This window comes from Polaribacter sp., from assembly GCF_039939415.1.
Taxonomy (GTDB): domain Bacteria; phylum Bacteroidota; class Bacteroidia; order Flavobacteriales; family Flavobacteriaceae; genus Polaribacter.
The window spans coordinates 1-13,473 of record NZ_JBDVJE010000012.1 but is presented as its reverse complement, the minus strand read 5'-3'; the positions used below and the strand labels follow the sequence as shown (position 1 = coordinate 13,473).

Sequence of the window (13,473 nt, the reverse complement as noted above, 5' to 3'; positions counted from 1 at the left end):
AAAAACTGAAATTTGTATCATAATAAAAAAAATAAAATGAAACTAGCCATTGTAACAGCTTATCCTCCAAGTAAAGTAACTCTTAATGAATATGCATATCATTTAGTAAAAAGTTTTAGACTTAAAGAAAAAGTTACAGAATTAATTCTTTTAACTGATGAAACTCCTGGAGCAAAAGATATTGATTTTGAACAAGATGGTTGTAAAATTACAATTAAAGAGTGTTGGAAATTTAATAGTTACTCTAATACAATAAGAGTTAATAAAGCAATTAATCAAACAAAACCAGATACTATTCTGTTTAATTTACAGTTTATGAAGTTTGGTGATAAAAAAATAGTAGCAGCTTTAGGCTTAACTTTACCTTTAATTTGCAAAATGAAAGGCATACCTACAATCGTTTTATTGCATAATATATTAGAACAAGTAGATTTAGGTAGTGCTGGTTTTACAAATAACAAATTAGCCCAAAAAGTATATAATTTTATTGGTACAACTTTAACTAAATTAATTTTAAAAGCAGATTTAGTTGCGGTTACTATGGATAAGTATGTAACAACTTTAGTTGATAAATATAAAGTTGAAAATGTTAAAATGATTCCTCATGGTACATTTGAAATTCCTGATAATCCATCACAAAAATTACCAGAAGGACCTTTAAAAATAATGACTTTTGGTAAATTTGGAACTTATAAAAAAGTAGAGTCTATGATAGAAGCTGTAGAACTTGTAAGAAAAGAAACAGGTTTAGACTTAGAAATTGTAATTGCAGGAACAGACAACCCAAACGTACCAGGTTATTTAGCCAATGCAAAAGAAACCTATAAACATGTGCCACAACTTACTTTTACAGGTTATGTAGAAGAAATTGAAGTAGAACCATTATTTACAGAAAGTGCTGTAGTTGTTTTCCCTTACACTTCTACAACAGGAAGTTCTGGTGTTTTGCACCAAGCAGGAAGTTATGGTAGAGCAGTGGTTATGCCTAATTTAGGCGATTTAGCTACTTTAATTGAAGATGAAGGGTATAGAGGTGAGTTTTTTGAACCAGAAAATGTAACAAGTTTAGCCAATGCAATTAAAGCAATTGTAACTAATGATGCTTATAGAATTGAATTAGGTGAAACAAATTATAAAGCAGCAACAGCTTTTCCTATGGAAAGAATTACAGAAATTTATTTAGAAGAATTCGATAAAATTATAGTTAAAAAGAAATAATTATTCTTTAGAAATATATTTATACGATAATTTCTTTTCTCCTGTATTAGAAATAAATCCGAATTTTTTCTGAGGATTTGTGCGCCAAGGAAGTCTTCCTAAAACTTCTTTTGGTACATCATCAAAATCATACAAAGTCCATGACATAAAAGGAATTTTATTTTTTGTCAAGACTTTTTGTATTTTTTTATAATAATTGGCTTGTTTTTCTTGAGAACCAACAAAAGGTCTCCATAAACCTCCATAAGAAGAAACTCCAAATTCTTGTAAAATGATAGGTGTATCTTTTATTTTTTCTTTTAGAGATAGGTATTCACTTTCAAATTTATTTAAATCTTCATAGTAATGAAAAGAAACAACATCTACTTTGTCTTTTAAAATAGTGGCACTTTCTACATTAGACCAACCAATAGTAACAGGGTGTTTTTTGTCAATAGATTTAATTAAAATAATCATAAAATCTAACCAAGCAGTTACATTTTCTTTTCCTCTAGAATTAAAATCTAAGTTGGGTTCATTTTTAACATCCCAAGCTAAAATTGCTTCATGATCTTTAAAGGTTTCCACAACTTTTTCTGTATGTCTTTGGTTTAATGTCCAATCTAAAACATCATAATTTCCATAAAAATCAAACAAAGTAATAACAACTTTTATATCTATTTCTAAGGCTGTATCTAAAACTTTTTTAAGTTTTTCTAATTTTTTATAGTTAACATTTGCTTTTCCAAAATCTTCATAAGGCACAAATATTCTAATAGAATTTAAACCTGCTTTTTTAATAATTCTAAAATCATTTTTTATAATATTAATATCAAAATCATCTCCATACATATTCCAAGGAGTTGCCTGTGGGTAATAATTGATTCCTTTTATATTAGTAATGTTAATTGGTGTTTTTAAAACAGTACTGTTAAATTTTTCAGATGATTCTTTTACCATATGTCTAATTCGCCAAAAACCATCTTCTAGTAATAAGACATATTTATAAGTAGACACTTCTGTAGTTTCTAAAATTAATTTGTTGTCTTTAAAAACCTTTTTATATTCTAAAGCATTTTTGTCTTTCAAAACAATTAATTGTCCATCTTCACTAAAAAATTCAATATCTAAATTGTGTTTTAGAGTAGTAGATTCAATAGAAATTTTGTTTAGTTTGTTGTAATCTAAAATATTGTAAATATTTTCTCTGGCACTTTCTGTAAAATAATCTTCAATTCCAACTCGTGTGTTGGTTTTGTAAGCAATATGTTTTACATACCAAGCATCTAAATAATCGTTTTCTACAGCTTTAATTTTTTGTTGACTAATTTTCCTTCCTTCATTACCATCTAAAACCCATGTTACTTTTGGTAAATATTGTTCTACTTTTTTAACCTCTGTGTGTAGCATTTTGCTTCTATCTGCACCAGTATTTAAAAAACTAAAAACAGAACTTACTAAAAACAAAAGAATACCAATTATTACTAAATACGTTAGCATTAAAACACCTCTAAGAATTCGTTTGTTAGTTTTTACCATAATTTAAAACTTTTAAATTCTTTTTTTATTCCTGCAGTTTCTAATATTAATTTATAGGTATCATTTTCATAAATATTAGGATCTAAATAAAAACTGGCAAAACCATTGTTAGACTCTTTAAATAGTTCTTTAATTCGTTTTTCATTTTTGTAGATAGATAATTTCACATACAATCCATCAGGAATAATTTGCCCCATGAAACTTTCTAAAGGACCTACTTTTATAACTCTATTGTTTTCTTTAAAAGTAATATTATAATCTTCTATTACTTTTTTGTACTTAATTGTTATGGTATTACTTTCTGAAATACCTATAAAATAAGCTTTTATTTTCCATGTTTCTTCAAAATCTGGATGTACAATTTTAGCATGTGCAACACCATTTATGGTAGTTGCTGCCGTTTTTAAAATACCTCCTTTTTTATCTGTAATGTAAAACTCAATATAACTTCCATCACTAATAATATTTTGGTTTTTGTCTTTTATTGTAGATGTATATAAAGTTGTAATTTGGTTTCCATCTGCATATTCATGATTTCTATGCATAAAAATTTCAAAGTCAGTTGCAATTGCAGGCATAATATTAACATCAAATTCTTTAGAATTTAAACCATAAGAAGTTGATGAAATTATCATTCTTCCACTTTTTTTTGGTGAATAAATGTTTTTATAACCAATTAAATTATCAGTATAAATTGGTGTTGTTTTTTCTGATTTTAAAAATTGATATTTTACATCAACTTTACTATTATCTAAAATAGGGTTGTCTAAACTATCTGTAGGTATTACAACTAACATGGTATAGTCTAATTCTCCTGCATCAATACTTGGGGGTCCTAAATAGGTTTCTATAGTTGTTGGATGTTGTTGAGAAATAATTGAAATGTTACCAGAAATTGTTTCATCTGTATTTATGGTCTTCCAAGACAAAAGTCCTCTTTTTTTAGATAAAAAACGTGGAATTCTAAAAGTTGCTTTTTCATTTATAACTTTAGAATTTAATACAGTAGATCCATAACTGTTAGAGCAATACAACTGTAGGGTAGTATCTTTTTTTACTTTAAAATTGAGTACAATATCATCACCAACAATAAATGAAGTTTTGTTAGATAATATAGAAACAGAAGGTTGAGTACTTGTTTCTTGGGCTAAAAAAGAAACAAATACAAATTGAAAAAATAGTAGAAAAAATGTTGGTTTTAATTTCATTATTTTGGGTTTCCTATATACATACTTAATTCAATTTTAACATAACTAAAAAGAGGATGGTCTACTTTTTGTAATTTACCTATGGTATGATTTTTTATTCTCTGTGGTAAAATTTTAAAAGCTATATCTTCATTTGGTAAACCATTTACAAAACAATAACTCATATCATCACTTACAATTCTTATTTTTGGGTTTAAAGGAATTGGATAATGAAAACGCAATTTTCTTTCTTGTCTAATACCTTCTTTTAAAAACAAATTATCTACCCAAATCATTTCTTTATCTTCATTATAAAAAGTAATAATCATTTGTGGTACTGTAATTTCTTGAATTCCGCTATTAAATAATGTTCCACTAATTATATTCGGAGAGATATTTACCTCACTTAATACAATGTCTTTAAATAAATCTGAATTAGAGGTGTTTCCTGCAGCTTGTAAATTAAATTTTGTAGGTTGCTCACTTAATTCTATAGGAGTAAATTCATCTGGATTGAATGTTTTAGGAATAGAATCTTTTGTTTTAGACCAAGCAATACCTTCAAAATTAATTCTAAAAGCACTAATTTCTTTGGGCATTAATTTATGCTTTAAAATGTGTTTTGCATTGTAGGTTGCCAATTCTTTATTATCATCGTTATAAAGTGTACCTTTTAAGACTACGTCTGATGGTACATTGTCTATATTTTGAACTTCACCAATAATAGAATAACGTTTATTAAATTTAATTAATTTAGCAGAAACAATCTCTAAAACGGGTTGTTTTAAAACATCTTCATGATGTGTTTGTTCAGTAGTAATTCTTCTTCTTCCTTGATTAAAATACCCTGTACTATTTTTAGAATACAATTGATCTGGAGGTAAATCTATAGATTTTCTAGTTGGTTTTAGATACCATTTTCTACCTCTTTTAACTGTAGTTCTATATTCTACTTTAGATAGTTTTTCTAAAGGAGTTATCCATTTTGTTTCTACTTTTAAAGTCGTTAAACTATCTGTTTGTTTTAAAACTTTGGCAGTAATGGCATCTAATTTTGCATAAGAACTTAATAATCCATCTGTAACCGAAATTTCTAATAAATATTGAGCTCGAGTTAATTCGTCTTTAGGGTCTATATAGCTAAAACTTTTATTTAATTCTTTAAAATCAATTGCATCATAATAGGCTTTTACTACATTTTCTGGAGACCTTTGTGTGTCGTTTTTAATATAAAACATATAACATGCATAAGTAATTGTAATAATTAAAACCACTGCCCAAATATGAAAAGCTCTTAAAACATTTCGCGAAAACTTAGAATAATCATTCTGAAAGTTAAAGTAAACAGGTTTAGGTCTTATTTTGGTTTTTAATCCATTTACAATTAAAGATTGTACGTTTAATGTAAACGCAATAAGTACTGTTAAAAACGGAATAATTCCCCAAATTATTTTTACCCAAGCAGGCACATCTTCTTTGGGTAAAATAGAAGAAACAGGTGGCACATTTAGTTTTTCCCAAACCATAATACCATTTTCTAATTGCGATAAACGTTGCCAACCACAGAAAAACAAAACAGGGTCGTAAAATTTATCATTAGAAAAAATATATTTTAAATTATACTTTTCTGGAGTTGTTAAAAATTGTTGTAAAGAACCTATACCTGCAACTCCTTTAAATTTCGAGTTTTCTAAACGCTCAATTGGTCTGGTTGTTAATTCAGGCAAACGTCTTGCTGAATGGTAATTGCCATCTACACTCATAGCATTAGATTGTGCAGCTAACCATGCCATTTGATCTCCAAAACCTAAAGTTAAATACCTCCAATGATCATGAGAATCTTGACTTAAAAAATTAACAATAGGGAGCATTTTTATTTTTTGAGGTTGAGAAGGTCTAAAATATCCTAAACTCATTGTAAAAATTACCATAGCAACGTAAAGAAATGCTAAAGTACCACCTAATAGTCTGTGATAAACTGCTCCAAATTTTTCTTGTATTAATACTTTTAAATCTCCTTCTACAAAACGATAAATAAATTCTCCAAATATTGGAATGGACATTATAGAGCCCCATAATGTAAATCTATCTAAAGTTAGAATATTAAAAGCAGTTTCTCCTAAAATCATTTTAGGTATAGGTGTTGTTCCTCCAGTTCCTAAAATTACTAACATGGTAAAAGATAATCCAAAAAACAAATATCTTTTGCTGTAATATCTGTAAAATATATAAGGTAAAATAAATAATAAAAGTCCCCAAGGAATTGTAAAAAACACCAAACCAGAAGAAGTAACTTCTATAAAACTATCTCTAGAGCCATGAGGAATAGGAACTTGAGTTATTGGGTTTTTTTTAGAGTTTAACCAATAAGGGAAAATACAAAAGATAATAAGAAACAATGAAGAAAACCCAAAAGCCAAATTTTTCTTTAACTGTTTAAAAAAAGTTTTTAGAAATAATGAGAATGTAACTTCTTTATATGAATCGACTTCTTCTCTTGCAACATCCATTATTACAGTACCTATTAGCGGAAAAATAAAAAATAACATTCCAAAAATAGGTGTCACATGATGAGATGTAACCGTTACAGATATTAATGAAAGTGATGTAAAAAAGAATTTATACTTACCTGTTTTAAGCCATAAATATATTTCGGGTAAAGCATGCATTAAAATAGAAACACCAACAATACTTGGTAATTGACCAAAAATATGCAACGTTTCTACAAAAGAAGAAGAAAAAACAGCTAAAATAGCAGCATAACCAGCTACGGTTCTATTTGATGTTATTAGTAAAGAATATCGATAAGCACCTGTTACAAATAAAATAATAGCTATTAAAGCAACTGTAAAAAGGCCAAATTTTAAACCTCCAATTAAAGACAAAGCACCAATAGTTTGGTGTACTAAAGGAGGATAACTCTGTACTGTAAATCCTGTATACCACCTGTAATTCCAAGGTTCAAACCAACTATTTGCATAATGATCTGCAAAAAATAAATGAATTAAAGCGTCATAAGTAGTTTCTAATGTAAAGAAAATAGTAGAGCCATGAAAAATAATAGCAAGTATTATTGCGGCTATTAAATATTTATTAGATTTTTCTTTCATTTAAAAAAGTACTCTCTTAATTATAATGTAAATATAAAATATTTTTAAGGATAGTTTTTTTTATTTGTCTAAAGTAAACTACCTTTCATCTAACTTAAACAACTGTTAAAACAATTATCACAAAAAAGAAAAGAAAACAGAAGTATTTTTGCTTCAGACTCAAACCAAAATTTATTATGAAAATATTAGCTATTGATGATCAAAAATTAGTTTTAATTCCACTAGAGAGTAGGTTAAAAGAAATGGGGTATGATGTTATAACAGAAACAGATGCCGTTAAAGGAATTGAATTATACAATTCTTTGCAACCAGATTTAGTAATTGTTGATATTAATATGCCAACTATTTCTGGTTTAGAAGTAGTTAAACATATTAGAGAAGAAAAAAAATCTGATACGCCAATTATGATTTTATCTGGTAACACAGATGACGAAATGATTACACAGGGTTTTGAGTTAGGTGTAAACGATTATATGAAAAAACCCTTAAGTTTAACAGAAGTTGGTTTAAGAACAAAAAGGTTAATTGGTGCTCCAGAAAATTTAGATGCTAACAAAAAATATTCAAATACTATTATTCAAGAAAGATGTGTAGGAGTCGTTATACCTTGTTACAATGAAGAAGAAAGGTTGTTAAGTAAAGAATTTACAGATTATATAGATAAAAATTCTGGTTATCATTTATGTTTTGTAAATGACGGAAGTAAAGACAAAACATTAGAAGTATTAAATAACCTAAGAAAAGGAAGAGAAGATTTTATTACTGTTTATGATTGTGAAAAAAACGGAGGAAAAGCAGAAGCAGTAAGACAAGGAATGCTGTATATGGCTAAACAAGAAGATTTAGATTATATAGGGTTTTTAGATGCAGATTTATCTACTGATTTAGCAGATTTTAACGATTTAGTTACTACAATTGAAGAAAATGATAAGTACAAAATAGTTAGTGGATCTAGAATTAGTAGAATGGGGGCTAATATTACCAAAGAATCTGCAAGAAAAATTATTAGTATGACTATTAATTATATCATTAGAAAGATTCTTAAAATGGATTTTAAAGACACACAATGTGGTGCTAAAATTTTCCACAAAGACGTAATAGAAGTTTCATTTAAAGATAAATTTGTAACACAATGGATTTTTGATGTAGAAATTTTTAGAAGAATAACTCTACATTATGGCTTAGATAAAGCTAAAGAAATGTTATGTGAACAACCTTTAAAAAGATGGATTCATGCAGATGGTTCTAAATTATCGATGAAAGATTCAGTAAAAATTGTTGGTCAATTAGCCCAAATAGCTTGGCATTATAGAAAATAAAAAATAGACAACTATAATTGGTGTATTTTATTAAAAATAATGCTGCAATAATTCCTAAATAAATAATAAAACAGAACAAAAATGAAAAAAGGAATCGTTATTATTTTTGATAAGAATGACATTAATATATCCGAAAACCAGCGATTAAAATCATATTTTAATAAAGATTTTAAGATTTGTCTTGTAAATAATGGTAATCATGTTAAATTGTTTAATTTTTTATACAAAATAAAAGAAAATTCAAAATGTCAAGTATCAATTTTAAACCTTAAAAAAGAAAAAAAATTTGATTTAGCATTAAAAGCAGGTGTTCGTTTTTTATTTAATAATGAAAATTTTAGTTTAATTTTACATATAAAACCAAATAATATTTTCAATAAAAAACTTATGAGTAAAATTGTAAAAATTTCTGAAGATGATTTGGTAGATAAAATAAATGAAAGAGTAATGTTAAGAAAAGTATATGCTCTTAATGAAATTGTAAATTGCTAATAAAAATGAAAAATACAAATCATAGAATATTAAGAATAGAAGGGAAAGTTCAAAATTATGATTGGGGAGGAAAAAGTTATATACCAACATTAGTTTCTCAAAATATTGATAAAGATGAAACTTACGCAGAATATTGGTTAGGAGCTCATTTAAAAGCACCATCAATTATTAAAATAGATAATGATAGCATTTCTTTAGATGATTTTTTAAATGAAAATAAAGTTGAAAACCTAGGAAAAAAAGTTGCTAATGATTTTGGGAAATTACCTTATTTATTTAAAGTTTTAGATGTAAACAAAATGCTTTCTATACAAGTGCATCCTTCTATTGAAGCTGCAATTATAGGATATGAAAAAGAAAATGAAAAAGGAATTTCTTTAACTGCTAGTAATAGAAACTATAAAGATCAAAATCATAAACCAGAAATAATGGTTGCTTTAAGTGATTTTTGGTTGCTACATGGTTTTTTAGAAAGTGAAAAACTAATAAAAAACTTAAAAGAAACTCCAGAATTAAGCTATTTATTAGATACTTTTTTAGAAAAAGGATATTTAGGTCTTTATAAAAAGGTAATGGAATATTCTCAAGAAGAAGTAAATAAGGTTTTAAAACCTTTGGTTGAAAGAATTTATCCTGAATATTTGAAGAATAAATTAGATAAATCTACACCAGAATATTGGTCTGCAAAATCAATAAAAGGAAATGATTTAGATAATATTGATAGAGGCATTTTCTCTATTTACTTTTTTAATATTTTAAATGTTTCTAAAGGAGAAGCTGTTTTTCAAGATGCAGGTGTACCACATGCTTATTTAGAAGGTAAAAATATGGAGTTAATGGCAAATTCAGACAATGTTTTAAGAGGTGGTTTAACAAGTAAACATATTGACGTTAAGGAGCTTATTAAAAACACAAAATTCGAAGAAACAATTCCTGAAATTTTAAATGGAAATAAAAATATTGAAAGTGGTGAAACCGTTTTTAAAACAAAAGCAAAAGATTTTGAATTAAGTAAAATAGAATTATCTAAAGACATCTCTAATAATTCTATTTCAAATTCTCTAGAAATATTAATTGCTATAGAAGGAAATGCTACAGTTACTCAAGAAAATGAATTAATGTCTATAAACAAAGGAGAAGCTGTTTTAATAAAAGCTAATACATCTTATACAATAACAACAAAATCTACTGTAGAAATTTACAAGGCAAGTGTTCCAAAAAACTAATTAAAGAAAGAGTTTTAATAACTTATCAGTACCAGAACTAGCAACATCATTAATAATAGTTAAATTATTAAAATCATTTTTAGAAACAGATGGTTTTGGATCTATAAAATAAATTGGTGTATTTTTTTTTACATAATTTATTAAACTTGCTGCAGGATAAACTTGCATAGAAGTACCTATAATTACTAATAAATCAGCTTTTTGGGTAATTTCTATTGCTTTATCGAGCATTGGTACCATTTCTCCAAACCAAACAATATGGGGTCTTAATTGATTTCCATTTGGACATTTATTACCTATAACCAAGTCTTTTTTCCAATCTAAAACCAAGTTTTCATCAGCAATACTTCTAACTTTTAAAAGTTCTCCATGCAAATGAGTAACGTTTTTACTTCCAGAACGTTCATGTAAATCATCAACATTTTGAGTAACTATTTCAACATCAAAATATTCTTCTAATCTTACTAAATTGAAATGGCCTTTATTAGGAGAAACTTCTAATAGTTGTTTTCTACGTTGATTGTAAAAATCTAAAACCAATTCAGGGTTTGCAGCAAATCCTTCAGGAGATGCCACTTGCATTACATCATGTCCTTCCCACAAACCATCTGAGTCTCTAAATGTTTTTATCCCACTTTCTGCGGAAATTCCTGCGCCTGTTAAAATAACTAATTTCTTCATAAGTAGTAAAAATAATAATAAAATGATAAGTTTGTATTTATGATTGATGAAAAACTATTAGCATATTTTGAAGGTTATTTAACTGATAAAAGAAAAACCCTTTTTAAAAAGGTTTTAGAAAATAGAACTAGACATTTTGCGGTAGTTTTAGAAGATATTTTCCAACCTCATAATGCAAGTGCAGTTGTTAGAACTGCAGATATTTTTGGAGTACAAGATGTGCATGCTATTGAAAACAAATACACCAATAAGGTTTCTAGGCATGTTGCAAAAGGTTCTCAGAAATGGATAACTTCTAAACGTTATAAATCTGATGGAAATAATACTAAAATTTGTTTAGATAACTTAAGAGAAAAAGGCTATCAAATTATAGCTACAACACCTCATAACAATTCTTGTTTATTGCAAGATTTTGACATCACCAAAAAATCGGCATTTGTATTTGGAGTAGAAGCAGAGGGCGTTTCAGATTATGTTAAGGAAAAAGCAGATGGATTTTTAAAAATTCCAATGGTTGGTTTTACAGAGAGTTTAAATATTTCTGTAGCAGCAGCTATAATTTTACAAGATGTTACTAATAAATTGAGAAATTCTGATGTAGATTGGCAATTATCAAAAGAAGAAAAAGAAATTTTGTATTTTAATTGGGTGAAAAAAACCATTAAAAATGTGGACAAAATTGAAACTCATTATTACGATAATTTAAAAGCTTAAAGGTTTTACTTTCTTTAAAAATTACAAATTATTATGATTTTAAATGGAGTAGGGTTCTATGATAAATACAAGAATTATTAATCTACAATCACTTTTTCAATAGTAGTAGTAGAGTCGCAACGTTTTACATACAAACTTACGTTTTCTAGTTCTCTTTTACCAGTTATAAAATATTCTGCACAAGGTTTTTGTCTTGCTTTACTTTTACTAAAATCAACATCACCATTATATAAAATAGTAGATATTTTTAAAGTATCAACATCAAATCTTTTCATTGTATTTTTTGCATCCTCAGAAAACAAACGTTTTTTAATTCTAATTGTTTTTAGTGTTCTTGCATCCATTCCGTAATCAAAAGTTGCTTGTTTTTTTTGCCAGAAAAAATAAACACCAATACAACCAATTGATAAACCTACTAAATAATAACCTATTCTTTTAATGAGCATTGTAAAAATTTGAAATGCAAATGTACTTTTTTGTATTGATAAACTGAATTATAATATCAATAAATTGATATCTCTAAAAGGGATATCAAACCAATCTGCAACAGTTCTATTAGTTAAAATTCCATGATAAAAATACATTCCGTTTCTTAAACTTTTATCAAAACGAGCAGCATTTTCAAAACCACCTTCTTCTGCTATATTTAACAAATACGGAGTAAAAATATTACTAATAGACAAAGAAGCAGTTCTAGCATATCGTGCAGGAATATTGGGTACACAATAATGTACAACACCATGTTTTATAAAAGTAGGTGTAGTGTGTGTGGTTACATTAGAAGTTTCAAAACAGCCACCTCTATCAATACTAACATCAATAATAACTGCACCTTCTTTCATGGTTTCTACCATTTCTTCTGTACCACAAATTGGCGATCTGTTTTTTCCTCTGATTGCTCCAATAGCCACATCTGCACGCATTAAGGCTTTTGCAATTGATTTTGGTTGCAATGTAGAGGTATAAATAGGAGCATTTAATGCATGTTGCAATTTGCGTAACTTGGTTAATGAATTATCAAAAACTTTTACTCTTGCACCTAATCCTAAAGCAGTTTTAGCAGCATATTCACCAACAGTTCCAGCACCAAAAATAACAACACTAGAAGGAGGGACCCCTCCAATATTACCAAGTAATAAACCATTTCCTTTGTTAACACCACTCATCAATTCTGAGGCAATTAATAAAGAAGCTGTTCCTGCAATTTCACTTAAAGATTTAACAATAGGATATGTGTTATGATCGTCTTTAATATAATCAAAAGCAACTGCTGTAATTCGTTTTTTTGCAAGGTTTTCGAAATAATCTTTGCATTGAGTTTTTAATTGAAGAGAAGAAATTAGAATCGTTTGTGGATTCATGTATTCAATTTCTGTTGCTGTTGGAGGTGCAACTTTTAAAACAATATTGCATTTAAAAGCTTCTTCTACATCATAAGAAATTTTTGCACCCGCTTCAGAATATTCTTTATCAGAATAATTTGCATTATCACCAGCACCTGTTTCTACAACAATTCTATGACCATGAGCACACAAAGCAGAAACTGCATCTGGCGTTAAACAAACACGTTTTTCTCCTAAATAGGTTTCTTTGGGCAGGCCTATAAATAACTCTCCTTTTTGCTTTTTAATCTCTAACATTTCTTCTTGCGGAAGCAATTCTTCTTTACTAAAAGGAGAAAATGAACTCATAGTTTGGTTATTTTATTTGAATATTACGTTGGTTGTCATCTAAAATAGATAAATGAATTTCAACAGCATCTAAAGGTAGTAAATTTTCTATGTTTTCTGGCCATTCTACCAAACACCAAGCATTATTATCGAAATATTCTTCAATACCTATATCTAAAGCTTCATTTTCATCTTCAATTCTGTAAAAATCGAAATGAAAGACTTTTTCTTTTTTTGAAGTTTCATATTCATTTACCAAAGAAAAAGTAGGAGAGGAAATGTTATCTAACACTTCTAATTGATTACAGATTTCTTTAATTAGTGTTGTTTTACCAACG

General features: G+C 27.5%; 12 protein-coding genes. 5 read left to right on the top strand and 7 right to left on the bottom strand.

What is annotated here, in order from left to right; all coding sequences use genetic code 11:
* Positions 1-36: 36 nt before the first annotated feature.
* A complete protein-coding gene (locus tag ABJG40_RS02380) occupies positions 37-1,218 on the top strand; it encodes a glycosyltransferase (RefSeq protein WP_348022984.1) in 1,182 nt (393 codons plus the stop codon).
* Here ABJG40_RS02380 and ABJG40_RS02375 read toward each other — a convergent pair whose 3' ends face one another.
* Genes ABJG40_RS02375 through ABJG40_RS02365 form a run of 3 tightly spaced genes read right to left on the bottom strand, consistent with a single transcriptional unit; the run spans position 1,219 to position 7,033 of the window.
* Positions 1,219-2,736 (bottom strand): cellulase family glycosylhydrolase, encoded by a 1,518-nt coding sequence (locus ABJG40_RS02375; protein ID WP_348022983.1) that lies wholly within the window; start codon positions 2,734-2,736, stop codon positions 1,219-1,221. It lies immediately after the preceding gene.
* Entirely contained in the window at positions 2,730-3,944 is a 1,215-nt protein-coding gene (locus ABJG40_RS02370; RefSeq protein ID WP_348022982.1) for a hypothetical protein, read from the bottom strand. The genes ABJG40_RS02375 and ABJG40_RS02370 overlap by 7 nt, the downstream gene beginning before the upstream one ends.
* Complete coding sequence (locus ABJG40_RS02365; protein ID WP_348022981.1) at positions 3,944-7,033, bottom strand: hypothetical protein; 3,090 nt, start codon at positions 7,031-7,033, stop codon at positions 3,944-3,946. Before ABJG40_RS02365 ends, ABJG40_RS02370 begins: the two co-directional genes overlap by 1 nt.
* A 176-nt stretch (positions 7,034-7,209) precedes the next feature.
* On the opposite strand from ABJG40_RS02365, the gene ABJG40_RS02360 reads away from it, so the two are divergent.
* The 3 genes from ABJG40_RS02360 (at position 7,210) to manA (ending at position 10,070) form a co-directional block, all read left to right on the top strand.
* Positions 7,210-8,352, top strand: a complete 1,143-nt coding sequence (locus ABJG40_RS02360) for a response regulator (protein ID WP_348022980.1) — start codon at positions 7,210-7,212, stop codon at positions 8,350-8,352.
* Between the two features lie 81 nt (positions 8,353-8,433).
* Positions 8,434-8,844 (top strand): hypothetical protein, encoded by a 411-nt coding sequence (locus ABJG40_RS02355; protein WP_348022979.1) that lies wholly within the window; start codon positions 8,434-8,436, stop codon positions 8,842-8,844.
* 5 nt (positions 8,845-8,849) lie between these two features.
* Complete coding sequence (gene manA / locus ABJG40_RS02350) at positions 8,850-10,070, top strand: mannose-6-phosphate isomerase, class I (RefSeq protein WP_348022978.1); 1,221 nt, start codon at positions 8,850-8,852, stop codon at positions 10,068-10,070.
* Here the strand turns inward: manA and ABJG40_RS02345 are convergent, their stop codons facing one another.
* Entirely contained in the window at positions 10,071-10,751 is a 681-nt protein-coding gene (locus ABJG40_RS02345) for an NAD-dependent deacylase (RefSeq protein WP_348022977.1), read from the bottom strand.
* Between the two features lie 39 nt (positions 10,752-10,790).
* On the opposite strand from ABJG40_RS02345, the gene ABJG40_RS02340 reads away from it, so the two are divergent.
* Complete coding sequence (locus ABJG40_RS02340) at positions 10,791-11,465, top strand: RNA methyltransferase (RefSeq protein WP_348022976.1); 675 nt, start codon at positions 10,791-10,793, stop codon at positions 11,463-11,465.
* Between the two features lie 77 nt (positions 11,466-11,542).
* On the opposite strand, the gene ABJG40_RS02335 is transcribed toward ABJG40_RS02340, so the two are convergent.
* The 3 genes from ABJG40_RS02335 to tsaE form a co-directional block, all read right to left on the bottom strand.
* Positions 11,543-11,911 (bottom strand): DUF4258 domain-containing protein, encoded by a 369-nt coding sequence (locus tag ABJG40_RS02335; RefSeq protein ID WP_348022975.1) that lies wholly within the window; start codon positions 11,909-11,911, stop codon positions 11,543-11,545.
* Positions 11,912-11,959: 48 nt separating this feature from the next.
* Positions 11,960-13,156: an alanine dehydrogenase gene (locus ABJG40_RS02330; protein WP_348022974.1), complete on the bottom strand. Its 1,197-nt coding sequence runs from the start codon at positions 13,154-13,156 to the stop codon at positions 11,960-11,962.
* A 7-nt stretch (positions 13,157-13,163) separates the two neighbouring features.
* Positions 13,164-13,473 (bottom strand): tRNA (adenosine(37)-N6)-threonylcarbamoyltransferase complex ATPase subunit type 1 TsaE (tsaE, locus tag ABJG40_RS02325; protein WP_348022973.1); only part of this gene is annotated, 310 nt, incomplete at its 5' end.